22 protein-coding genes are annotated in these 22,337 nt (G+C 71.2%); 19 read left to right on the top strand and 3 right to left on the bottom strand.

All coding sequences use genetic code 11. The annotated features are described in order from the left end of the window. Positions 1–2 precede the first annotated feature (2 nt). The 3 genes from ACFYOY_RS26650 (at position 3) to ACFYOY_RS26640 (ending at position 2,676) form a co-directional block, all read left to right on the top strand. On the top strand, positions 3–1,250 hold the full coding sequence (locus ACFYOY_RS26650; RefSeq protein WP_351879275.1) for a HAMP domain-containing sensor histidine kinase: 1,248 nt from the start codon (positions 3–5) through the stop codon (positions 1,248–1,250). Between the two features lie 407 nt (positions 1,251–1,657). After that, the gene (locus ACFYOY_RS26645) at positions 1,658–1,960 is read left to right on the top strand and encodes a DUF4193 domain-containing protein (RefSeq protein WP_009714537.1); all 303 of its coding nucleotides are present in this window, start codon (positions 1,658–1,660) and stop codon (positions 1,958–1,960) included. A 14-nt stretch (positions 1,961–1,974) separates the two neighbouring features. Further along, positions 1,975–2,676, top strand: coding sequence for a hypothetical protein (locus ACFYOY_RS26640; protein WP_388590062.1), 702 nt, complete (start codon positions 1,975–1,977; stop codon positions 2,674–2,676). An 18-nt stretch (positions 2,677–2,694) separates the two neighbouring features. On the opposite strand, the gene ACFYOY_RS26635 is transcribed toward ACFYOY_RS26640, so the two are convergent. Further along, a complete protein-coding gene (locus tag ACFYOY_RS26635) occupies positions 2,695–3,141 on the bottom strand; it encodes a DUF3093 domain-containing protein (protein WP_351879272.1) in 447 nt (148 codons plus the stop codon). Positions 3,142–3,200: 59 nt separating this feature from the next. Here ACFYOY_RS26635 and ACFYOY_RS26630 point away from each other — a divergent pair, with 59 nt between their 5' ends. The 8 genes from ACFYOY_RS26630 (at position 3,201) to ACFYOY_RS26595 (ending at position 11,036) form a co-directional block, all read left to right on the top strand. Beyond that, a complete protein-coding gene (locus tag ACFYOY_RS26630; RefSeq protein WP_351879269.1) occupies positions 3,201–3,782 on the top strand; it encodes a PaaI family thioesterase in 582 nt (193 codons plus the stop codon). Then, positions 3,779–4,294, top strand: a complete 516-nt coding sequence (gene dut / locus ACFYOY_RS26625; RefSeq protein WP_351879266.1) for a dUTP diphosphatase — start codon at positions 3,779–3,781, stop codon at positions 4,292–4,294. Before ACFYOY_RS26630 ends, dut begins: the two co-directional genes overlap by 4 nt. 1 nt (position 4,295) lies before the next feature. Continuing rightward, positions 4,296–5,081: a DUF3710 domain-containing protein gene (locus ACFYOY_RS26620; protein ID WP_093465219.1), complete on the top strand. Its 786-nt coding sequence runs from the start codon at positions 4,296–4,298 to the stop codon at positions 5,079–5,081. A gap of 229 nt (positions 5,082–5,310) precedes the next feature. After that, positions 5,311–6,171 carry a hypothetical protein gene (locus ACFYOY_RS26615; protein ID WP_351879263.1) on the top strand — a complete coding sequence of 287 codons (861 nt, stop codon included), beginning with the start codon at positions 5,311–5,313 and terminating at the stop codon, positions 6,169–6,171. 265 nt (positions 6,172–6,436) lie between these two features. Further along, positions 6,437–9,049, top strand: a complete 2,613-nt coding sequence (locus tag ACFYOY_RS26610) for a sensor histidine kinase KdpD (RefSeq protein ID WP_351879260.1) — start codon at positions 6,437–6,439, stop codon at positions 9,047–9,049. Further along, a complete protein-coding gene (locus ACFYOY_RS26605; RefSeq protein WP_208521566.1) occupies positions 9,046–9,729 on the top strand; it encodes a response regulator in 684 nt (227 codons plus the stop codon). Before ACFYOY_RS26610 ends, ACFYOY_RS26605 begins: the two co-directional genes overlap by 4 nt. Before the next feature lie 62 nt (positions 9,730–9,791). After that, positions 9,792–10,220, top strand: a complete 429-nt coding sequence (locus ACFYOY_RS26600) for an OB-fold nucleic acid binding domain-containing protein (RefSeq protein ID WP_351879257.1) — start codon at positions 9,792–9,794, stop codon at positions 10,218–10,220. A gap of 3 nt (positions 10,221–10,223) precedes the next feature. After that, positions 10,224–11,036, top strand: coding sequence for a DUF3159 domain-containing protein (locus ACFYOY_RS26595; RefSeq protein ID WP_351879254.1), 813 nt, complete (start codon positions 10,224–10,226; stop codon positions 11,034–11,036). Positions 11,037–11,094: 58 nt separating this feature from the next. Here the strand turns inward: ACFYOY_RS26595 and ACFYOY_RS26590 are convergent, their stop codons facing one another. After that, positions 11,095–11,772 (bottom strand): TrkA family potassium uptake protein, encoded by a 678-nt coding sequence (locus tag ACFYOY_RS26590; protein ID WP_059141661.1) that lies wholly within the window; start codon positions 11,770–11,772, stop codon positions 11,095–11,097. 136 nt (positions 11,773–11,908) lie between these two features. After that, positions 11,909–12,577: a TrkA family potassium uptake protein gene (locus tag ACFYOY_RS26585; RefSeq protein WP_059141662.1), complete on the bottom strand. Its 669-nt coding sequence runs from the start codon at positions 12,575–12,577 to the stop codon at positions 11,909–11,911. Positions 12,578–13,200: 623 nt separating this feature from the next. On the opposite strand from ACFYOY_RS26585, the gene ACFYOY_RS26580 reads away from it, so the two are divergent. The 8 genes from ACFYOY_RS26580 (at position 13,201) to ACFYOY_RS26545 (ending at position 22,284) form a co-directional block, all read left to right on the top strand. Continuing rightward, a complete protein-coding gene (locus ACFYOY_RS26580) occupies positions 13,201–14,691 on the top strand; it encodes an ATP-binding protein (RefSeq protein ID WP_351879250.1) in 1,491 nt (496 codons plus the stop codon). Next, positions 14,688–15,116: a roadblock/LC7 domain-containing protein gene (locus ACFYOY_RS26575; RefSeq protein ID WP_208520546.1), complete on the top strand. Its 429-nt coding sequence runs from the start codon at positions 14,688–14,690 to the stop codon at positions 15,114–15,116. Before ACFYOY_RS26580 ends, ACFYOY_RS26575 begins: the two co-directional genes overlap by 4 nt. Continuing rightward, a complete protein-coding gene (locus ACFYOY_RS26570) occupies positions 15,113–15,469 on the top strand; it encodes a DUF742 domain-containing protein (RefSeq protein WP_059141665.1) in 357 nt (118 codons plus the stop codon). Before ACFYOY_RS26575 ends, ACFYOY_RS26570 begins: the two co-directional genes overlap by 4 nt. Beyond that, positions 15,447–16,061 (top strand): ATP/GTP-binding protein, encoded by a 615-nt coding sequence (locus ACFYOY_RS26565; protein ID WP_351879247.1) that lies wholly within the window; start codon positions 15,447–15,449, stop codon positions 16,059–16,061. The genes ACFYOY_RS26570 and ACFYOY_RS26565 overlap by 23 nt, the downstream gene beginning before the upstream one ends. Beyond that, on the top strand, positions 16,058–17,533 hold the full coding sequence (locus ACFYOY_RS26560; RefSeq protein ID WP_351879244.1) for a cytochrome P450: 1,476 nt from the start codon (positions 16,058–16,060) through the stop codon (positions 17,531–17,533). Before ACFYOY_RS26565 ends, ACFYOY_RS26560 begins: the two co-directional genes overlap by 4 nt. Next, positions 17,515–18,630: a cytochrome P450 gene (locus tag ACFYOY_RS26555; RefSeq protein ID WP_351879241.1), complete on the top strand. Its 1,116-nt coding sequence runs from the start codon at positions 17,515–17,517 to the stop codon at positions 18,628–18,630. The genes ACFYOY_RS26560 and ACFYOY_RS26555 overlap by 19 nt, the downstream gene beginning before the upstream one ends. 88 nt (positions 18,631–18,718) lie before the next feature. Beyond that, positions 18,719–20,809 carry an APC family permease gene (locus tag ACFYOY_RS26550; RefSeq protein ID WP_351879238.1) on the top strand — a complete coding sequence of 697 codons (2,091 nt, stop codon included), beginning with the start codon at positions 18,719–18,721 and terminating at the stop codon, positions 20,807–20,809. A 131-nt stretch (positions 20,810–20,940) separates the two neighbouring features. Next, positions 20,941–22,284, top strand: coding sequence for a class I SAM-dependent RNA methyltransferase (locus ACFYOY_RS26545; RefSeq protein ID WP_351879235.1), 1,344 nt, complete (start codon positions 20,941–20,943; stop codon positions 22,282–22,284). Positions 22,285–22,337: the final 53 nt, after the last annotated feature.

The raw sequence follows: 22,337 nt of genomic DNA, 5'->3' as shown, positions 1-22,337 counted from the left end.
GCATGGCGACGACTCCGACCCCGCTGCCGCCCACGGCACCGCCCAAGCCCAGCTGGGACCCCCAGGGCGCCTCGCGCCCCAATCCCTGGCTGCGCCCCACGATCCGGATACGGCTCACCCTGCTGTACGGCGGGATGTTCCTGATCGCCGGGGTGGTGCTGCTGACGATCATCTACCTGCTGGCCGCCCAGGCCCTGCACGTCGGCAACGAGCTGCCGTTCAAACTGGTCGGCGGCAGTGTCCAGCCGACCAACAACACCTGCCCCGAGATCATCGGCCAGAGCAGCCCGGACCAGTTCAACGCGGTCCTGAACACCTGCATGAAGGAGCAGCGCCAGCTGGCCCTGGACGGGCTGCTGCGCCGCTCCCTGATAGCCCTCCTGGGCCTGTCCGTGATCGCCTTCGCCTTCGGCTACGCGATGGCCGGGCGGGTACTCTCGCCGCTCGGCCGGATCACCCGGACCGCGCGCCAGGTGGCGGGCTCGGACCTGTCCCGCCGGATCGAGCTGGACGGCCCGGACGACGAGCTCAAGGAGCTCGCCGACACCTTCGACGAGATGCTGGAGCGCCTGGACCGGGCATTCACCGCCCAGCAGCGGTTCGTCGCCAACGCCTCGCACGAGCTGCGCACCCCGCTGGCGATCAACCGCACCCTGCTGGAGGTGCAGCTCTCGGACCCGCAGGCGTCCCCGGAGCTGGTCCAGCTGGGCAAGACCCTGCTGGCCACCAACGAGCGCAGCGAGCAGCTGGTGGAGGGCCTGCTGCTGCTGGCCCGCAGCGACAACGAGATCGTCGACCGCAAGCCGGTGGATCTCGCCGAGGTGGCCTCCCAGGCGATGGAGCAGGTCCGGGCGGAGGCCGAGGGCAAGGGCGTGGAGCTGCGCGGACAGCGCGCTGCGGCGGTGGTCCAGGGCAACGGAGTGCTGCTGGAGCGGATCGCGCTGAACCTCGTCCAGAACGCGGTGCGGTACAACATCGCGGAGGACGGCTGGGTCGAGGTCACCACCGAGAGCCGGCCGGGTCAGGCCGTGCTGGTGGTGGCGAACACCGGTCCGGTGGTCCCCGCCTACGAGATGGACAACATTTTCGAACCCTTCCGCAGGCTCCGTACCGAGCGCACCGGCAGCGACAAGGGCGTCGGTCTCGGGCTGTCGATCGCGCGGTCGGTGGCGCGCGCTCACGGCGGCAGGATCGCGGCGGAGCCGCGCGAGGGAGGTGGCCTGGTGATGCGGGTGGTGCTCCCGGTCTGACGCCGGGAAATCCGAGGCCGGGGGCCTGCCCGGGAGGTGTTCGCTTTGGGCGGAATTTTCGTGATCCGCCCACCCGAGGTAGGCTGTGTGATCGATCACATGGGCGATTTTCCGGCCATATACTCTGCGTGATCGTCGCGGTTGACGGAAAGCCGGGAAAATCCGGGTTTTCGGGGACCGTGATCACGGGAAGTACACGTCATGGCGCATGCGAGTGCGACATTCGGACCGTGTACGGTCCCGATGGCCATCCAACCCGATCACCTCTTCAGGGGTGCGGTTGGGTGTCGATTGAGTAACAGACCTTGATGTGAGGCAAAATCTCCGCCTCGGGTCGGGCACAAGTCCGGCCTCTCACGCGTTACGTGCGCTGGAGACACCACAGACACCCAGAGGGGGAGAGCGACATGGCAACGGATTACGACACCCCACGCAAGACCGACGATGACGTCAACGAGGACAGCATCGAGGAACTGAAGGCCCGGCGGAACGACAAGTCGGCGTCCACCGTCGACGTCGACGAGTTCGAGCAGGCCGAGGGACTCGAGCTGCCCGGTGCGGACCTCTCCAATGAGGAGTTGTCCGTCCGGGTGCTGCCCCGCCAGGCGGACGAGTTCACCTGCATGAGCTGCTTCCTCGTGCACCACCGCAGCCAGCTGGCCGCCGAGACCAAGAACGGTCAGCCGATCTGCCGCGACTGCGCGGCCTGAGCCGCGGGGTCGGCGTGGAGGCGGAGCACGACGACGTGGACGAGGCCGAGCGAGGCCGGATGGCCTCGCTCGCGACCAACCTCGGCCGCGGTGTGCGAAGAGGCGGTGAGCGCGCGAGAGCGGGGGTCTACGCGGTCGCCGACCGGATCATCGCCAATGCTCCACGCATTCCGGTCCGCGATCTCGAGACGCTGCGCGAGCAGTTCCCGGGGCTCGGCCCGGAAGAGCTCGCGGACAAACTGGTGGCCGGTGCCGCGGGCGGCACCGCCACAGTGGGCGCGGGCGTCGGTGCCGCGGCGATGCTGCCGACCCCGCCCGCCATGCCCACCGAGCTGGCCGCCGAGATCGTCGGCGTGGCCTCCATAGAGTTCAAGCTGATCGCCGAGCTGCACGAGGTCTACGGCGTGCGGGCGCCCGGCACGGTGCGGCAGCGCGCCATCGCGTATCTCGGCTGCTGGGCCGAGGAGCGCGGTATCGACGTCGCCCAGCCGGCGAGCGTCAACGCGGCCCTGGGCGTCCAGATGAAGCGCGAGCTGCGGCAGCAGGTCCTCAAGCGCAGCTTCCGGAACATGCCGGTCCTGGCGCCCTTCATGGTCGGCGCGGCCGTAGGAGCCGCGATGAACCGGCGCGACACCAAGAAACTCGCGCGCAAGGTCCGCAAGGATCTGCGGGCCAAGCAGATCCCCTGGGACCTCCCGCTGGCCCTGGAGAGATGAGCCCCTCGCGCGCCCCGCTCAGGCGGGTTGCACGGCCGTGAGCGCGGCGGCCAGCGCCTCCGGATTCCGTGTGGACACATACACGTACGGTGTCGGGTCCTGCGGATCGGTGACATCCACCCGCAGCGCGGTCGGGATGTAGCTGCGCAGCAGCATGAACGCCCGCGGATCGGCCTTGTAGGTCCGCCAGGCGGCCGCCTCGGCGGCGTCCAGCACCTGCGGGGTCCCCAGGGCCGACACCGGGATCCGCGCCTCGCCGGCCACCAGTGAGTCCGCCACCACGCGCACCCGGGCCGACCCGTACGAACTCACCGCGACGCAGGCCAGCGCCGCACCGCCGATCAGCCCGCCGAGCATCGGCAGAGTGCCGAACGGCAGCATGATCAACCCCACGGAGACCCCGATCAGAACGGCGATGAACCACCAGGAACGGGGGGCGCTGAGGCGTTCTTCGTAAGGCTGCATGCGTATCAGCTTGGCATGGCCGCCGAACCGGACTGTTCTCGCGGGTAAGGTCAGCCGTTGTGACTGGACGAACGACAGGGCTGACGCCGCCGGAGGGCGCCACGGCACCCGTGCGCCACCCCGACGCGCCCGCGCCCGGGAAGCCCCTCGGCGCGCACTACGACCAGTGCTTCGGCTGCGGCGATCAGTCGGGCGGTCTGGGACTGATCGCGCGGGCGGGTGAGGGCGTGAGCGTCACCGCAGAGTTCACGGTGCGCTCAGGCCATCAGGGCGCGCCGGGCCTGGCCCACGGCGGGGTGCTGGCCGCGGCGCTGGACGAGACGCTCGGGGCGCTCAACTGGCTGCAGCGGGCGATCACGGTGACCGGGCGGCTGGAGACCGACTTCGTACGGCCCGTGCCGGTCGGCACCGAGCTGCATCTGGAGGCACGGGTGACCGCCGTGCACGGCCGTAAGGTCTACTGCTCGGCCACGGGTCGGCTCAGCGCTCCGGACGGCCCCGTCGCGGTGCGGGCGCAGGCCCTCTTCATAGAGGTGCGGGTCGACCACTTCATCGAGAACGGCCGGGCGGAGGAGATCGACGCGGCGCTCGCCGATCCGGATCAGGTGAAGGTCGCGCGCGCTTTCGAGGTGAACCCATGAGTCCGCTGCCCGTCGACGTGCTGATCCGCAGGGTGGACCCCGAGGTGCCCATCCCCGGGTACGCCCACCCCGGCGACGCGGGGGCCGACCTGGTCACCACCGAGGCGGCCGAGCTGGCTCCGGGGGAGCGCGCGGTTCTGCCCACCGGAGTGTCTATCGCGCTCCCGGAGGGGTATGCCGCCTTCGTGCATCCACGGTCCGGACTTGCCGCGCGCTGCGGCGTAGCCATGGTGAATGCCCCGGGGACCATCGATGCCGGGTACCGTGGAGAGATCAAGGTGATCGTGGTCAATCTGGACCCGCGCGAGAGCGTGCGGTTCGAGCGCTTCGACCGGATCGCCCAATTGGTCGTCCAGCAGGTCGAGAAGGTGCGCTTCCAGGAGGTGGCGGAGCTTCCCGGGTCGGCGCGGGCCGAAGGGGGCTTCGGGTCCACCGGCGGTCATGCCGCCGTGGACGGCACAACGGGTGGGAATGGATACGCTTCGGTCGGTTCCGACCGGGAAGGACGATGACGTGTTCGGACGTCGCCGCAAGCGCAGCAAGGAGGACGTCGAGTCGCTCGACGTGACCTCCGACGAGTTGGCCGAGGACGCGGAGGACGCGGACGGCGCTGAGGACACCGCCGCACCCGTGGAGGCCGGCCGGGTGAGCCTGCCGCCGGCCCCGCGCCCCGAGGGCCCCTGGGACGTATCCGAGGTGCGCGAGCCCGGCGAGGGCCGGGTGGACCTCGGTGGTCTGTTCGTACCCGGCGTCGAGGGCATGGAGCTGCGGGTGGAGGTCGCGGGGGACGCGATCGTCGCCGCGACCGTGGTGCTGCGGGACAGCGCCGTGCAGCTCCAGGGTTTCGCAGCGCCCAAGAAGGAAGGCATCTGGGGCGAGGTGCGCGACGAGATCGCCACCGGCATCACCCAGCAGGGCGGGGTCGTCGACGAGGTCGAGGGCCCGCTCGGCTGGGAGCTGCGTGCCCAGGTCCCGGTGCAGCTCCCGGACGGCAAGAACGGTGTGCAGGTGGTCCGCTTCGTCGGCGTGGACGGGCCCCGCTGGTTCCTGCGCGGTGTGATCTCCGGGCAGGGGGCGGTGCAGCCCGAGACCGGCAGCCTCCTGGAGGCGATCTTCCGGGACACGGTCGTGGTGCGCGGCGAGGGCCCGATGGCCCCGCGCGACCCGATCGTCCTCAAGCTGCCGGACGACGCGCAGATGGTGCCTGACGGGGTGCAGCAGGACGAGGCGCAGGGCTCGCGGTTCGCGGGCGGCGCCGACCGGCTCCAGCGCGGCCCGGAGATCTCCGAGGTCCGCTAGAGCCGCCGTCGCGCACGGCAGGAGACAAGGCCCGAAGGGGCTCGGGGCAGGGCCCCCGGGCCCTTCGGCGTTTTCCGGACGTTCGCTACGGGGATTTCGCGCGACACGGTGAACACACCCGCCGCACCGGCCGTACTCATGGGCGCGAGACCTTGTGACGCTCCGAGGGGGGGAGAAGGCGCGTCGCGAGACACACCCCCTGTCCGACCTCAACGAGGTGAGTGATCAGATGTCGCGTGGCCTTCCGTTACTGCACCGCCGGAGAATCCTCGTCTCCGGCGCGATCGGCGGTATCACTTGTGCGGCCGTCGTGGTGGGAGCCGCCATGGCCGGTCAGGACGACGGCAGCGGCGGCGCCGACGCGTCGACCAAGGCCGCCCAGACCATCAGCTGCCCCGCCGTCGCCGGTTCCCTCCCGGAGATCCCGGCGGAGGCCCAGGCCGAGGTGGACCGCAACCTCGCCCTGCTGGACACGCAGCTAGCGGAGGCCAACAAGCGGCTCGCCACCAGCCAGGGCGAGGGCGGCCCCAACTTCGTGCAGAACGCCATCCTGGGCCCGCTGGCCGACAAGCGGAAGTCCACCCTGGACCGCATCGCGATCTCCATCGGACGGCGCGCCGAGAAGCCGGCGGGGCTGGACGCGCTCGCCGAGTGCACCCTCTCGGGCGGTGATGCGGGAGCGGGCACCGGCGCGGGCGGCGAGGCGGAGAGCGGCGCGAGCCCGACCGCCGCCGCGTCCGAGCCCGCGGGCGGGGGAGCCGAGCAGGGCGGTGGGGCCGACGAGGGCTCCGCTCAGACGATCAGCTGCCCGGATGTCGCCTCCAAGATCAGCGGCGTGCCGGCCGCCGCCCAGGCCGAGGTGGACCGCAATATCGCGCTGCTCCAGACGCAGCTCGACGAGGCCAACAAGCGGCTCGGTACCAGCCAGGGCGAGGGCGGCCCCAACTTCGTGCAGAACGCCATCCTGGGCCCGCTGAAGGACAAGCGGGCCTCGACGATCGACCGCATCGAACTCTCCTTCTCCCGCCAGGGCTCGACCGCCCCCTCCGGTCTCGACGCCCTGGCGGGCTGCTCGCTCACGTCCGGCTGAGCCGACGGCGTAAGGCCCGGCCCGAGGTGAGCGTCTGCCGGTGGGCCGTACTCTTCTCTGCGGAGTACGGCCCACCGGCTTTTCGCATGGGGTTCGCCCGGGGTCGGGCGGCCGGGCGTCAAAGGCGCGTCAAGACGGCGCCGACGGCCGTAAGGGAGCCGTCAAGGAACGGCCGGTCCGGCCGGGGACGGGGTTTGCTCTACAAGCATCGCCCTCTGGAAGCTCGCCATGAGCTCAGGCGCCGTCCAACAGGGAAAATAGGGGTATGGGACGCGGAAAGTTGCGGATCTACCTCGGCGCGGCACCGGGCGTCGGCAAGACGTACGCGATGCTGTCCGAGGGGCATCGCCGGGTCGAGCGGGGCGCGGACCTCGTGGTCGGCTTCGTGGAGCACCACGGCCGTCGCCGTACTCAGGTGATGATGCACGGGCTCGAGGAGGTGCCCCGCCGGGAGCTGGATTACCGGGGCAGCACCTTCACCGAGATGGACGTGGACGCGGTGCTGGCGCGCCGCCCCGCCATCGCGCTCGTCGACGAGCTCGCCCACACCAACGTCCCCGGCTCCCGCAACGAAAAGCGCTGGCAGGACGTCGAGGAGCTGCTGCGCGCGGGCATCGACGTGGTCTCCACCGTCAACATCCAGCACCTGGAGTCGCTGGGCGACGTGGTGGAGTCGATCACGGGAGTGCGCCAGCGGGAGACCCTCCCGGACGAGGTGGTGCGCCGGGCCGACCAGATCGAGCTGGTCGACATGTCGCCCCAGGCGCTGCGCCGCCGCATGGCCCACGGCAACATCTACGCGCCCGACAAGGTCGACGCCGCGCTGTCGAACTACTTCCGGCCCGGGAACCTGACCGCGCTGCGCGAGCTGGCCCTGCTGTGGACCGCCGACCGGGTCGACGAATACCTCCAGCAGTACCGCGACGAGCACTCCATCCGCTCCACCTGGCAGGCGCGTGAGCGCATCGTCGTCGGGCTGACCGGCGGCCCGGAGGGGCGGACCCTGATCCGCCGGGCCGCCCGGATGGCGGCCAAGGGCTCCGGCAGCGAGATCCTCGCCGTCTACATCGCCCGCAGCGACGGCCTGACCTCGGCCTCCCCCAAGGAGCTGGCGGTCCAGCGCACCCTCGTGGAGGACCTCGGGGGCACCTTCCACCACGTCATAGGGGAGGACATCCCGGGGGCGCTGCTGGAGTTCGCCCGCGGTGTCAACGCGACCCAGATCGTGCTCGGCTCCAGCCGCCGCAAGACCTGGCAGTACATCTTCGGACCCGGAGTGGGTACCACGGTCGCCCGTGACTCCGGACCCGACCTGGACGTCCACATCGTCACCCATGACGAGGTCGCCAAGGGCCGCGGGCTGCCGGTCGCGCGCGGCGCCCGGCTCGGCCGCTCCCGGCTGATCGCGGGCTGGGTGGTCGGGGTGGCCGGACCGGCCCTGCTCACGCTGCTGCTCACCGGCACCGGCGCCACCCTCGCCTCCGAGGCCGGGCCCGGCTTCGCCAACGAGGTGCTGCTCTTCCTGTTCCTCAATGTGCTGGCCGCCCTGCTGGGCGGCATGGTGCCCGCCCTCGCGTCGGCGGCCGTCGGATCGCTGCTGCTCAACTACTACTTCACCCCGCCCACCCACACCCTGACCATCGCCGACCCCGAGAACATCGTCGCCATAGCGATCTTCGTGGCGGTCGCCGTCTGCGTGGCCTCCGTGGTCGACCTCGCCGCCCGCCGCACCCATCAGGCCGCCCGGCTGCGGGCCGAGTCCGAGATACTGTCATTCCTCGCGGGCAGCGTGCTGCGCGGCGAGACCAGCCTGGAGGCGCTGCTGGAGCGGGTCCGCGAGACGTTCGCCATGGACTCGGTGGCGCTGCTGGAGCGGGAGAGCGACGTCGCCCCCTGGACCTGCGCGGGCAGCGTCGGCAGCCACGACGGCACTCCGGCGCCCGAACGGCCCGAGGACGCGGAGGTGGACATGCCGGTCGGCGACCATATGGCGCTCGCGCTCTCCGGCCGGGTCCTGCCCGCCGAGGACCGCCGGGTGCTCGCCGCCTTCGCCGCCCAGGCCGCCGTCGTCCTCGACCGGCAGCGGCTGGCCCAGCAGGCCGGGCAGGCCCGTGAGCTGGCCGAGGGGAACCGCATCCGCACCGCGCTGCTCGCCGCCGTCAGCCACGATCTGCGCACCCCGCTCGCGGCCATCAAGGCGGCCGTGAGCTCTCTGCGCTCCGATGACGTCGCCTGGTCGGAGGAGGACGAGGCAGAGCTGCTGGAGGGCATCGAGGACGGCGCCGACCGGCTGGACCACCTGGTGGGCAACCTCCTGGACATGTCCCGGCTGCAGACCGGTACCGTCACCCCGCTCATCCGGGAGATCGACCTGGACGAGGTGGTGCCGATGGCGCTCGTCGGCGTGCCCATGGCCAAGGTCGCCCTCGACATCCCCGAGGAGCTGCCGATGGTCGCGGTCGACCCCGGGCTGCTGGAGCGCGGCGTCGCCAACATCGTCGAGAACGCGGTGAAGTACAGCCCGCCGGACCGCCCCGTGCTGGTCTCCGCGAGCGCCCTCGGCGACCGTGTGGAGCTGCGGGTGGCCGACGGCGGTCCGGGTGTGCCGGACAGCGAGAAGGACCGCATCTTCGAGCCCTTCCAGCGGTACGGGGACGCCCCGCGCGGCGCCGGGGTCGGCCTCGGGCTGGCCGTCGCCCGGGGCTTCGCCGAGGCCATGGGCGGCCGGCTGACCGCCGAGGACACCCCCGGCGGCGGTATGACCATGGTGCTCACGCTGCGCGTCGCCGCCGGCCGCCCGCTGGTCGCCCCCGGCCCCCCGGTCCAGGTCGGCTCCACGTCAGGCACAACGACACGGAAAGGCAGGCCCGCCACATGAACCGGGTGCTTGTGGTCGACGACGAGCCGCAGATCGTACGCGCCCTCGTGATCAACCTGAAGGCGCGCAAGTACGAGGTCGACGCCGCCGGGGACGGCGCCACCGCGCTCCGGCTCGCCGCCGCCCGCCATCCCGATGTGATCGTGCTCGACCTCGGCCTGCCCGATATGGACGGGGTGGAGGTGATCAAGGGGCTCCGGGGCTGGACCCGGGTGCCGATCCTGGTGCTCTCCGCCCGTCAGACCTCGGACGAGAAGGTCGAGGCCCTGGACGCCGGGGCGGACGACTACGTCACCAAGCCGTTCGGCATGGACGAGCTCCTCGCCCGGCTGCGCGCGGCCGTCCGCCGCGCCGAGCCGGCCGGGCAGCCGGACGACTCGGTGGTGGTGGAGACCGATTCGTTCACCGTCGACCTGGCCGCCAAGAAGGCCCATCGCGACGGCCGCGATGTGCGGCTGACCCCCACCGAATGGCATCTGCTGGAGGTCCTGGTGCGCAACGCCGGCCGCCTGGTGAGCCAGAAGCAGCTGCTGCAGGAGGTCTGGGGCCCCTCGTACGGCACCGAGAGCAACTACCTGCGGGTCTACATGGCGCAGCTGCGCCGCAAGCTGGAGGCCGACCCCTCGCATCCGCGCCACTTCGTCACCGAGCCGGGGATGGGCTACCGGTTCGAGCGATGAGCGGGTCGAGCGATCAGTGCGGGGACGGCGTTTCGGCGGTGGCGCACCGGTACGCTGGCCGTATGAGTTCCGTACCCCACCCCTCCGACGGGGCCGACAGGGGAGACAAATCCGGCAAACCGGTCGGCCGGTTCCGGCGGATGCTGGACCGGCTGTCGAGTTCCCAGGAGGAACTGCACTCCGCCGAGCTGCAGCAGGACGCGGAGGCCGCGGGCTGCACCAAGATCGGCGACTGCGGCGACCGTCAGATCGTCAAGGTGACGGGCACGCTGCGCACGGTGACGCTCAGACCGCGGGCCGGAGTTCCCGCGCTGGAGGCGGAGCTCTTCGACGGCACCGCCGCGCTGGACGTGGTGTGGCTGGGCCGTCGCTCCATCATCGGGATAGAACCGGGGCGCAAGCTGATCGCCTCGGGCCGGATCTCCATGAGCCATGGGCGCCGGGTGCTGTTCAATCCGAAGTACGAACTCCGACCGCTCGGACAGGAGTAGCCGGTGACGCCAGACGACAAGACGACCCCGACCGGGCACCGAAGCGCCGCCGCCGACAGCAGGGCGGCGGCGGACACCGCGCTCCTGGAGGCGTTCGGCGGGGTGCGGGGCATGGTGGACACCACCGTTCCCGGTCTGGTCTTCGTCCTGCTGTACACGATCAACCGCGACATCCATCTCGCCGCGATCGCCGCGCTCGGTCTCACCGTGCTGCTGGCCCTCGCCCGGCTGGTGCGCAAGGAGACGCTGAAGCACGCCTTCAGCGGGGTCTTCGGGGTCGCGTTCGGCGCGATCTTCGCGATGATGTCGGGCGACGCGAAGAACTTCTATCTGCCGGGCATGCTCTACACCCTGGGCCTGGCGATCGCCTACATCCTCTCGGCGATCTTCCGCTTCCCGCTGATCGGGGTGTTGCTCGGGCCGATGCTGAAGGAGAACCTCTCCTGGCGCACCCGTAACCCCGGCCGGTTCCGCGCCTACACCCGGTCCACCTGGGCGTGGGGGCTGATTCTGCTGGCCAAGTCGGCGGTGCTGTTCCCGCTCTACTGGTGGGGGGACGCCACCCAGCTCGGCTGGGTCAAGGTCGCGCTCGGCATTCCGCCGTTCCTGCTCTGTGTCTATCTGACCTGGATCTTCCTCGCCAAGGCGCCGCCGCCGATCGACGTGATCGCGGAGATGGAGGCGGAGGAGAAGGCCGAGCGGGAGCGGAAGTCCCAGGCCGACAAGGTCGCCGATCCGCTGCTCTCGGAGTGGACCGACCAGATCGTGTCCGAGGCCCGTACCGAATCGGCCGACCGGCAGCCGCCCCGGCACTGAGGCCACATGGGCCACGGCCCGGGCTCCCCACATGGGGGAGCCCGGGCCGCGGTCTTGGCTAGCCCGTGGCGTCCTGGCGCTGGACGGACAGCAGCTGCTCGAGCTGCTCCTCGCGCGCCTGTGCCGCGACGAACAGCAGCTCGTCACCGGCCTCCAGCACATCGTCCTTGTTCGGGGTCAGCACGCGGGTGCCGCGGATGATGGTGACCAGCGTGGTGTCCTCCGGCCACTCCACATCGCCGACCCGGGTGCCCACCAGCGCCGCCTCCGGCGGCAGCGTCAGCTCCACCAGATTGGCGTCGCCGTGGCTGAAGCGGAGCAGCCGCACCAGATCGCCGACGCTCACCGCCTCCTCGACCAGCGCCGACATCAGACGCGGGGTGGAGACGGCGACATCGACGCCCCATGCCTCGTTGAACAGCCACTCGTTCTTGGGGTTGTTGACCCGGGCGACCACCCGGGGCACCCCGTACTCGGTCTTGGCGAGCAGCGAGACGACCAGGTTGACCTTGTCGTCACCGGTGGCCGCGATGACCACGTTGCAGCGCTGCAGTGCCGCCTCGTCCAGAGAGGTGATCTCACACGCGTCGGCCAGCAGCCACTCGGCCTGTGGCACCCGCTCCACCGAGATGGCGGTCGGCGCCTTGTCGATGAGGAGCACCTCGTGCCCGTTCTCCAGCAGCTCGCTCGCGATGGAACGCCCCACGGCGCCCGCACCGGCAATGGCAACCCTCACGGTGCCTCCTCGTTCGCCCCGCCGCGCCAGCGGCTACTCCTCACATCAGCGGCTCCGCAGCGGGCACCGTCGCCCGCACGGCGCAGAGGTGCGGCCTTCGCTGTCCTGTGCGGCCCGGCGGCCGTGCGTGCGGCGCTCACCGATTCGCCTCCTCAGGGCCCTTCTCGAAGGCTGCCTCGACCTTCTCCACCTCGTCGGTGCGCATCATCACATGCACCAGGTCGCCCTCCTGCAGCACCGTCCCGGAGGTCGGCAGCATCGCCTCGCCGAGCCGGGTGAGGAACGCGACCCGCACTCCGGTCTCCTCCTGCAGCACGCTGACCTTGTGGCCCACCCACGAGGGGGAGATGTGCACCTCGGCCAGCTGCACCCCGCCGCTGGGGTCCCGCCAATGCGGCTCCGCGCCGGACGGCAGCAGCCGCCGCAGCATCTGGTCGGCGGTCCAGCGCACCGTGGCCACCGTCGGGATGCCGAGGCGCTGGTAGACCTCGGCGCGGCGGGGGTCGTAGATACGGGCCGCCACGTTCTCCACCCCGAACATCTCGCGGGCCACCCGGGCCGCGATGATGTTGGAGTTGTCGCCGCTGCTCACCGCGGCGAAGGCCCCGGCCTCCTCGATGCCCGCCTCGCGCAGAGTGTCCTGGTCGAAGCCGACGCCGGTCACCCGGCGCCCGCCGAAGCCCGCACCCAGGCGGCGGAAGGCGGTGGGGTCCTGGTCGACGACCGCGACCGTGTGCCCCTGTTGCTCCAGGGTCTGGGCGAGGGCCGCGCCCACCCGGCCACAGCCCATGATCACGATATGCATGCGTCTTACCCCGCACTCCAGATGACCGTGCCGACCTGCGCAAACACCCTGCTCACATCTTCCTTCCAGGACCTACGGGGCGACAGCGGGGCGGGACCCCGATGCCGGTGCCCGGGGACGACCGGAGTCGGCCGCGGTGGCACCTGTCCCCACCGTATCCGTACCGGCGGCCCGCTCTCCCGTCCGCGCGCGACGGCCGGGAGATGAACGTGGTGACGTACGACATAGCGGGAAAGTTCCCGTGATGATCGGTGATGAGCGGAGGCGATCGGAGGTGATCGCAGACGCTCCGGGAAGGAGCTGGGCAGGGAAGGGCAACGATCATTTCCGGTTGCGGACGCGGAGTGAAAAGGCTGTCGGTGATCAGCCTCGACCACTACGGTGGGCCCGGGTTACGGCGCTTCAACGGTGGTCGCAACCCTTCATCTTTGCCTGAAATCCCGGATCTTCACCGAAGCCACATGACAAATGCCGAGCGAATGCCGCTGGTTCGAACTTTGTCACGGGCGTCGGATACTAGGTCACGACATGGCTAAGATGATCGTCGTATTCCGTTTCCGGACGGGACATCAGGGCTCTGAGTCGTTCCTTCCGCGCCCGCGTTCTTCTGCACGAGGTTCCTGATGACTGATCACATATCGGAGGCGGTGAGCTGGTGTCTGGCCGCCGCGCTTCTCGTCGTCCTGGTGCTTCTGATCCGCCAGCGGCAGATCACCGCCGGAGTCCGCAGGCGCAACGCCACTCTCGAGGACAGCCTGCGCTCCCGTGACGAGGAGGTGCAGCACCTCGTCGACGTACGCCTCCCCTCGATCGCCGATGTGCTGAGCCAGCCCGGCCCGCTACCGGGCCTGCGGGACGAGAAACTGGCCGGTACGGCCTTCGCCCAGAGTCTGCACGCCGTCATGGAACAGTTCACCCGTGCGGTGGACAAGGCGCAGGCGCGGGCCGACGCCTCCGCCAAGGCGGCGCTCAAGGCGTCCATGCGAGCCGTCCAGGGACTCGCCAACGAGCAGCAGGTGTCCATCTCCGAGATGCAGGAGCGGCACGACAACCCCGATGTGCTGCGGGACCTCCTGGAGATCGACCACGCCAACGCCCAGTTCGGCCGGCGCGCCCAGGCCATCGCCGTGCTCTGCGGTTCCTGGCCCGGCCGTCAGCGGCTGGCCTCCTCGCTGACCGATGTCGTCCGCGGCTCCAAGTCGCGTATCCGCGACTACCAGCGGGTGCAGGTGCACGCGCTGATCGACGTCGCCGTGGTGAGCCGGGCCGTGGAGCCCGTCGTGCTCGCGGTCGCCGAGTTGCTGGACAACGCCGCCCGCCACTCGCAGCCCAACACCTCCGTGGAGGTCAGCCTCCAGCCGGTGCACAACGGGGCCTGCATCGTGATCGACGACGCCGGTGTGGGCATGGACGGCCTGGAGGTCCAGCGGGCCGCCGCCCTGCTCTCCGGCCAGCGCGCCGTGGACGTCTCCCGGCTCGGCGACCCGCCGCAGTTCGGCTTCGCCGTGGTGGGCCTGCTGGCCGCGCGGTACGGCTTCAGCGTCTCGGTGGACACCCGGTCCCCGTACGGCGGTGTGCGCGCCGTGCTGTTCCTCCCGAGCGACCTGCTGACCCATGTCGACCCCGACGGACGGTCGGGCACCGCGGCGCAGGACCCCGAGGGCGCCGAGCCGCTGCACACCCTGCCCTCCCGCCGCACCCGCGCCCCCAGAAGGGCGCGGCAGGCGCAGGCCGCCCCGGCCGAGGCCCAGGCCATGCCCCAGGCCCAGCCTCCGGCGCCCGCCCCCGCCCCCACGCCTGCCCCGGCACCGGCACCCGCCCCGGCGCCCCAGCCGTCCCTGGACGACGAGGCCACGCGCGTGTACGGCACCACGCAGGGCGGTCTGCCCAAGCGCCGCCGCCGGCAGGCCGCCGCCACCCCGCCGACCGCCGACTGGTCCACGGGGGCCGGGCGGACCGGCGCCGCCGAATCCGACGACACCGGCGCGCACCGCGCGCGTTCGGCGGAGGAAACCGCCTCGCGGTTGGGCGCGTTCGCGCGCGGCACCCGCTCCGGCCGTGCCGACACCCAGGACTCCGCCCCTCACCATGACGAAGGGAATCGCCAGGCATGAACGACCATCTCAACAACGAGCTCGGCTGGATGCTCGACGAGGTCGTCAAGATGCCGGAGGCACGGCACGCGATCCTGCTCTCCGCGGACGGGATGCTGCGGGCGTACTCCGAGGGCATCGCCCGAGACGAGGCCGAGCGCCAGGCCGCCGCACTCTCCGGGCTGCAGTCGATCAGCCGCTCCACCTCCGAGTTCTGTGATCCGAACGAGACGCCCTGGCAGCAGACGCTGGTCGAGTTCGTCGGCGGGTACGTCTTCCTGATCGCCGCCGGGCCCGGCGCGTATCTGGCGGTCTCGGCCACCGAGGCCGTGGACATGGAGGCGGTCAGCTACCGGATGCAGAAGCTGGTCGACCGGCTCGGCAAGGAGCTCACCAGCCCGCCGCGGCAGGGCCTCCCGCGGCAGGGGATCGGCAGCCACGCATGAGTCCGGGGCGGCGCGAACGAGGGTTGGTACGGCCGTATGTGGTCACCGACGGCCGTGCCTACCCGACTCGCAACACCTTCGACCTGGTGACCCTGGTCATGGCCCACCCCGACCGGCCGCTCACCGGGCTCAGCCCCGAGAAGCGGCGGGTCATGGAGCTGTGCCTGGGCGGTGCGCTCTCGGTGGCCGAGGTCTCCGGGTACCTGGAGCTGCCCGTCAGCGTCACCAAGGTCCTGCTCGGCGACCTCGTGGACAGCGGCCACGTCTCCACCCGGTCCCCGATCCCCGCCGCCGACCTCCCCGACACCCAGCTCCTGCAGGAGGTGCTCGATGGACTCCGCGCTCGCCTCTGACGACAAGGCGGTCTATCTGCCCCATACGGTGCGGGTGGCGGCGAAGATCCTCGTCGTCGGACACTTCGCCGTCGGCAAGACGACCTACGTGGGCTCGCTGTCCGAAATCCGGCCGCTGCGCACCGAGGAGACGATGACCCAGGCCGGTGCGCTCATCGACGACCTGCGGGGCACCGAGGACAAGACGACCACCACCGTCGCCATGGACTTCGGCCGGCTCACCCTCAGCGAGTCCCTGGTGCTCTACCTGTTCGGCGCGCCGGGACAGCAGCGCTTCACCCGGCTGTGGCGGGACATGACGAACGGGGCGCTGGGCGCGCTCGTCCTGGCCGACACCCGGCGGCTGGAGCAGTCCTTCCCGGTCATGGCCGTCCTGGAGGAGCACGGACTGCCGTACGCCGTCGCCGTCAACCAGTTCGAGGGCTCTCCCCGCTTCGCGGAGCCGGAGGTCAGGGAGGCCCTCGATCTGCTTCCGGAAACCCCCCTGGTGACCTGCGACGCCCGGGACCGGATCTCCTCCACCCACGCGCTGATCGCCCTCGTCCAATACCTACAGGCCTGCCAGACCCGTAGCTCCCAGGAGATTGTGTGACCAACCGTCCAGCCGCCGGCCCCGTTCCCCCACCGGGCTGCCCCGCGCACGCGGGCCCCGCCGAGGCCCGCGTGGGCGACACCGGGCACAGCGCGGCCGTACCGATGTACGGTCCCGAGTTCGCCGCCGACCCGCACGGCACCTATGCGCGGATGCGCGCCACCCATGGGCCGATCGCACCGGTCGAGCTGACGCCGGGGGTGTACGCCTCGCTGGTCACCAGCTACCCGCTCGGTCTGGAGATCCTGCGCGACACCGAGCGGTTCGCCAAGGACCCGCGCGGCTGGCGGGCGATGCAGGACGGGAGCGTGGGGCCGGACAACCCGGTCGCCCCGATGATGATGTACCGGCCGAACGCGCTGTTCTGCGACGGGGAGGCACACACCCGGCTGCGCGGGGCGATCACCGACAGCCTGGACCGGGTGGATCCGCACGCCCTCAGCGAGTACGTCGAGCGCAGTGCCGAGACGCTGATCGACGCCTTCGCCTCCCGGGGTGAGGCCGACCTGATCACCGAGTACGCGTCGGTGCTCCCGCTGCTGGTCTTCAACCAGCTCTTCGGCGCACGCCCCGCGGACGGGCCGAAGCTGGTCGAGACGATGATGAAGCTCTTCGACAGCGGCGAGGAGGCGGCGGCGGCCAACGACGAGCTGCTCCACTGGATCTCCGGCCTGCTGGCGGACAAGCGCCGGCAGCTCTCCGCCGACGTCACCTCCTGGCTGATCGCGCATCCCTCGCAGCTCACCGACGACGAGCTGATGCAGCAGATGATCCTGCTGATGGCGGCCGGTACCGACCCCCAGCAGAACCTGATCGCCAACGCGCTGCGCCTGCTGCTGTCGGACGACCGCTTCGCCGGTGAGCTGTCCGGCGGCAGCATGCCCGTCGAGGACGCCCTGGACGAGGTCCTGTGGAACGACCCGCCGATGGCCAACTACGGCACCCGGTTCCCCCGGTACGACTGCGACGTGGCGGGCGTACGGCTGCGCAAGGGCGAACCAGTGCTCATCAGCTACGCCGCGGCCAACCAGGAGGCGTCCATGGCCTCCGACCGCCGGTCCGGCAACCGGGCCCATCTGGCCTGGAGCGCGGGCGCCCACCGCTGCCCCGCCGAGCGGCCCGCCCGGGTGATCGCCTCCGTGGCCATCGAGCGGCTCCTGGACCGCCTCCCGGACATGGAGCTGGCGGTCCCCGTCGAGCGGCTGACCTGGCGGACCGGGCCGTTCGCCCGCGCCCTGGCCGCCCTGCCGGTGCGCTTCCCCGCCCAAGCGGTGGCCGCGAACGAGCCGTTCGCGGCGTCCGTGTCCGAGCCGGTCCGATTCGACGAGACCTCTGGAGTCAGCCAATGGAACCCCGTCCCATCGTTCTCGACCCCGCCGGCCGCGACATCGCCGGAGAGGCAGCCCGAGTCGCCGCAGGCGGCGAGGCGACGCTTGTTGAGCTTCCTGACGGCGTGGTGGCGTGGGCAATAACCCGCCAGCGGACCCTCAAGGAGCTGCTGACCGACCCCCGGGTCTCCAAGGACCCGCGGCAGCACTGGCCCGCGTGGATCAACGGTGAGATCTCGCCCGAGTGGCCGCTGATCACCTGGGTCGCCGTCGAGAACATGTTCACGGCCTACGGCGGCGACCACCGGCGGCTGCGCACCCTGGTCTCCAAGGCGTTCACCGCCCGGCGCACCGCCGCCCTGCGGCCGCGCATCGAGGAGATCTGCACCACGCTCCTGGACGACCTGGCCGCCGCGCCGGGCGAGGTGGTCGACCTGCGCGAGGCGTACGCGTACCCGCTGCCCATCCAGGTGATCTCCGAGCTGTTCGGGCTCGACGACGAGAACCTGCGCGAGCGGATGCGCCGGGTCGTGGACAGCATCTTCCACACCTCTGCCTCCCCGGAGGAGGTCACCGCCACCTTCAACGAGATGTACGCCGTCCTCGGCGAGCTGGTGGCCACCAAGCGCGAGCGGCCCGGCGACGACCTGACCAGCGGGCTGATCGCGGTGCGGGACGAGGAGAGCGGCTCCAAGCTCAGCGAGAAGGAGCTGACCGACACCCTCGCCCTGTTCCTCTCGGCCGGCCATGAGACCACGGTCAACCTGCTGGACAACGCCATCCACGCGCTGCTCACCCGGCCCGAGCAGCTCGAGCACGTCCGGGCGGGCCGGGCTACCTGGGAAGACGTGATCGAGGAGACGCTGCGGCACTCCGCCCCGGTCGCCAACCTGCCGCTGCGCTACGCCGTGGAGGACATCGAGCTGGACGGCGGCGTGGTGCTGCACAAGGGCGACGCGATCCTGGCCGCCTACGCGGCCGCCGGACGCGACCCGGAGGTGCACGGCGAGGACGCGGACCGCTTCGACGTCACCCGGCGGCTCAAGAGCCACCTGGCGTTCGGCCACGGCGTCCATCTGTGCGTCGGCGCCCCGCTGGGCCGGCTGGAGGCCGCGATCGCGCTCCCGGCGCTCTTCGACCGCTTCCCCGGGCTCGCGCTCGCCTCCGGGCAGGAGCCGCTGGAGCCGGTGGAGTCCTTCATCTCCAACGGCCACCGCACCCTGCCCGCGCGCCTGTCCTGATCGCCTCCGGCGTCCTGCTCCCGCCCGTCCCTTTTCCCAGGGGTGGGCGGGTGGGCGGGGGCCCGGGCTACCCCTTACGATCCTCTGCGTGTCCAAACTGACCGACCTCCCGAAACGGATCCTGATCGGGCGGGCCCTGCGCAGCGACAAGCTGGGGGAGACTCTCCTCCCCAAGCGCATCGCGCTCCCCGTCTTCGCCTCCGACCCCCTGTCCTCCGTCGCGTATGCGCCGGGGCAGGTGATGATCGTTCTGTCCGTGGCGGGTGCGTCGGCCTACCACTACAGCCCGTGGATCACGATCGCCATCATCGTGCTGATGTTCACGGTGGTCGCCTCGTACCGCCAGAACGTGCACGCGTACCCCAGCGGGGGTGGTGACTACGAGGTCGCCACCACCAACCTCGGCCCCAAGGCGGGTCTGACGGTCGCCAGCGCCCTGCTGGTCGACTACGTCCTCACGGTGGCGGTGTCGATCTCCTCCGGTGTGGAGAACCTCGGTTCGGCCGTCCCCTTCTTCGTCGAGAACAAGACGCTGTGCGCGGTCGGGATCATCCTGCTGCTGACGCTCATGAACCTGCGGGGCGTACGGGAGTCGGGCAAGCTCTTCGCGATCCCCACCTACGTCTTCGTCGGCGGCGTCTTCGTGATGATCCTGTGGGGCGCCTACCGCGGGCTGGTCCTGGGTGACGACATGAAGGCCCCCACCGCGGGCTTCGAGGTCCACGCCGAGCAGACCGGGCTGGCCGGCTTCGCGCTGATCTTCCTGCTGCTGCGCGCGTTCTCCGACGGCTGCGCCGCCCTGACCGGTGTCGAGGCGATCAGCAACGGCGTGCCCGCCTTCCGCAAGCCCAAGAGCCGTAACGCGGCGACGACGCTGGCGCTGATGGGCGGCCTCGCCGTGATCATGTTCGTCGGCATCATCACGCTGGCCCTGGTGACCAACGTCAAGATGGCCGAGAACCCCGCGCACGACCTGCTGAAGAACGGCACCCCGCTCGGCGCCGACTACACCCAGAACCCGGTGATCTCGCAGGTGGCGGCCGCGGTCTTCGGCGACGGCTCGTTCTTCTTCGTGGTGCTGGCCGGGGCCACCGCGCTGGTGCTCTTCCTGGCCGCCAACACCGCGTACAACGGCTTCCCGCTGCTCGGCTCGATCCTGGCCCAGGACCGCTATCTGCCCCGCCAGCTGCACACCCGCGGCGACCGGCTCGCCTTCTCCAACGGCATCGTGCTGCTGGCCTCGGCCGCCGCCGTCCTGGTCTACCTCTACGGGGCCGACTCCACCCGGTTGATCCAGCTCTACATCGTCGGCGTCTTCGTCTCCTTCACCCTCAGCCAGACCGGCATGGTGCGGCATTGGAACCGCCATCTGGCGACCGAGCGGGACCCGAACGCCCGCCGCCGTATGGTCCGCGCCCGCGCGATCAACACCTTCGGGGCCTTCTTCACCGGCCTGGTGCTGGTCGTGGTGCTGCTGACGAAGTTCACCCACGGTGCCTGGGTCGCCCTGCTCGGCATGGTCATCTTCTACGTCACCATGACGGCCATCAGGCGCCACTACGACGGCGTCTCCGAGGAGCTCGCGGCGGCCACCGAACAGCTCGACGAGGAGGAGGTGCGCCCCTCCCGGGTGCACTCCCTGGTGCTGGTCTCCAAGGTCCACAAGCCGACGCTGCGCGCCCTGGCCTACGCCAAGCTGATGCGCTCCCACCGGCTGGAGGCGCTGAGCATCAACGTCGACCCCGCCGAGACCAAGGCGCTGCAGAGGGTGTGGCAGGAGCGCGGCATCGATGTGCCGCTGAAGATCCTCGACTCGCCCTACCGTGAGATCACCCGGCCGGTCATCGACTACGTCAAGGGCCTGCGCCGGGAGAGCCCGCGCGATGTGGTCTCCGTCTTCATCCCCGAGTACGTGGTCGGCCACTGGTACGAGCATCTGCTGCACAACCAGAGCGCGCTGCGGCTCAAGGGGCGGCTGCTGTTCACCCCGGGCGTCATGGTCACCTCCGTGCCGTGGCAGCTGGACTCCTCCGAGCTGGCCCGGAAGCGGGCGCGCAAGCGGGCCGAGTGGAACGCCCCGGGCGCGGTGCGGCGCGGTCCGGTGATCCCGGCCAAGCGGGAGAAGGGCGAGAAGGGGCCCAAGGACGAGAAGCCGGGCGTCACCTCGCAGGTTCCCTGACGGTGGCCCCCGGGCCCCCGGGCCGGGGGCCCGGGGGTTCAGGGCGTGACGAGGTGAGGGCGGGCGCGACGTAGACTGGTGGGCTGTTGTCCCACCGCGCCCCCTCACCCCCTCTGGAGCCTGAACCCGCCATGCAAAGTGAACCCAAGGCATCGCTGGTCGGCGAGGAGTACGAGGTCGAGGTCGGCCCGGTGGCGCACGGCGGCCACTGCGTCGCCAGGACCGGCGAGGGCCAGGTGCTCTTCGTCCGGCACGCACTGCCCGGTGAGCGGGTCGTCGCCCGGGTCACCGAGGGCGAGGAGGGCGCGCGCTTCCTGCGCGCCGACGCGGTGCGGGTGCTGGACGCCTCCAAGGACCGGGTCGAGGCGCCGTGCCCGTTCGCCGGCCCCGGCAAATGCGGCGGCTGCGACTGGCAGCACGCGGCCCCCGGCGCCCAGCGCAGGCTGAAGGCCGAGGTGATCACCGAGCAGCTGGCCCGGCTGGCGGGACTCACCCCCGCCGAGGCGGGCTGGGACGGCACGGTCGAGCCCGCGCCCGGCGACAAGGTGGCCCGCGGCGAGGTCCCGGCCTGGCGCACGCGGGTGCAGTACGCGGTGGACGAGCAGGGCCGGCCCGGACTGCGCCGCCACCGCTCGCACGAGGTCGAGCCGATCGACCACTGCCTGATCGCCGCCCCCGGCGTCACCGAACTCGGCGTCGAGAAGCGTGAATGGCCCCAGATCGCCGGCGTGGAGGCCATCGCCGCCACCGGCTCCTCCGACCGTCAGGTCGTCCTCACCCCGCGCCCCGGCGGCCGGCTGCCGATCGTCGAGCTGGACCGGCCGGTCTCGGTGCTGCGGGTCAGCGAGTCCCGCGGCCGTGACCGGGCCCGTCTGGTGCACCGCGTCCACGGCCGCCCCTTCGTCCGCGAGCGTGCGGCGGGCCGCACCTGGCGGGTCGGCGAGGCCGGCTTCTGGCAGGTCCACCCCAAGGCGGCGGACGTCCTGGTCGAGGCCGTCATGCAGGGCCTGATGCCCCGCCAGGGCGAGACGGCCCTCGATCTGTACTGCGGAGTCGGCCTCTTCGCGGGCGCGATCGCCGAGCGGGTGGGGGAGCGCGGCGCGGTGCTGGGCATCGAGTCGAGCAAGCGCGCTGTCGAGGACGCCCGGCACAACCTCCAGGACCTGGAGCGCGTCCGCATCGAGCACGGCAAGGTCGAGCAGGTGCTGCCGCGTACCGGGATCACCGAGGCCGACCTCATCGTCCTGGACCCGCCCCGCGCGGGCGCGGGCAAGGAGACGGTGACCCGCCTCGCGGCCCTGGGCGCCCGCCGCATCGTCTACGTCGCCTGCGACCCGGCGGCACTCGCCCGCGACCTGAAGTACTTCCGCGAGGAGGGCTACTCCCCGCGCCGCACGCGTGCCTTCGACCTCTTCCCGGTGACGCACCATGTGGAGTGCGTGGCCATTCTCGAGCCGGCGGCGAAGGGAATCTGACCCGCGGGGCCGTCATGGTCCATGACGTCCCCCATCGGCTTCCTGAGGGCAGC

The organism is Streptomyces sp. NPDC007875 (assembly GCF_042868035.1).
Taxonomy (GTDB): Bacteria; Actinomycetota; Actinomycetes; order Streptomycetales; family Streptomycetaceae; genus Streptomyces; species Streptomyces antimycoticus.
This window is presented reverse-complemented; position numbering and strand designations above follow the sequence as displayed.

Excerpts from the sequence above, each read along its gene's own strand:
- ACFYOY_RS26635 (WP_351879272.1), bottom strand. The coding sequence starts at position 3,141 with ATGCAGCCTTACGAAGAACGCCTCAGCGCCCCCCGTTCCTGGTGGTTC.
- ACFYOY_RS26615 (WP_351879263.1), top strand. The coding sequence starts at position 5,311 with ATGTCGCGTGGCCTTCCGTTACTGCACCGCCGGAGAATCCTCGTCTCC.
- ACFYOY_RS26580 (WP_351879250.1), top strand. The coding sequence starts at position 13,201 with ATGACTGATCACATATCGGAGGCGGTGAGCTGGTGTCTGGCCGCCGCG.
- ACFYOY_RS26600 (WP_351879257.1), top strand. The coding sequence starts at position 9,792 with ATGAGTTCCGTACCCCACCCCTCCGACGGGGCCGACAGGGGAGACAAA.
- ACFYOY_RS26650 (WP_351879275.1), top strand. The coding sequence starts at position 3 with ATGGCGACGACTCCGACCCCGCTGCCGCCCACGGCACCGCCCAAGCCC.
- dut (WP_351879266.1), top strand. The coding sequence starts at position 3,779 with ATGAGTCCGCTGCCCGTCGACGTGCTGATCCGCAGGGTGGACCCCGAG.
- ACFYOY_RS26610 (WP_351879260.1), top strand. The coding sequence starts at position 6,437 with ATGGGACGCGGAAAGTTGCGGATCTACCTCGGCGCGGCACCGGGCGTC.
- ACFYOY_RS26565 (WP_351879247.1), top strand. The coding sequence starts at position 15,447 with ATGGACTCCGCGCTCGCCTCTGACGACAAGGCGGTCTATCTGCCCCAT.
- ACFYOY_RS26585 (WP_059141662.1), bottom strand. The coding sequence starts at position 12,577 with ATGCATATCGTGATCATGGGCTGTGGCCGGGTGGGCGCGGCCCTCGCC.
- ACFYOY_RS26570 (WP_059141665.1), top strand. The coding sequence starts at position 15,113 with ATGAGTCCGGGGCGGCGCGAACGAGGGTTGGTACGGCCGTATGTGGTC.
- ACFYOY_RS26605 (WP_208521566.1), top strand. The coding sequence starts at position 9,046 with ATGAACCGGGTGCTTGTGGTCGACGACGAGCCGCAGATCGTACGCGCC.
- ACFYOY_RS26645 (WP_009714537.1), top strand. The coding sequence starts at position 1,658 with ATGGCAACGGATTACGACACCCCACGCAAGACCGACGATGACGTCAAC.
- ACFYOY_RS26545 (WP_351879235.1), top strand. The coding sequence starts at position 20,941 with ATGCAAAGTGAACCCAAGGCATCGCTGGTCGGCGAGGAGTACGAGGTC.
- ACFYOY_RS26575 (WP_208520546.1), top strand. The coding sequence starts at position 14,688 with ATGAACGACCATCTCAACAACGAGCTCGGCTGGATGCTCGACGAGGTC.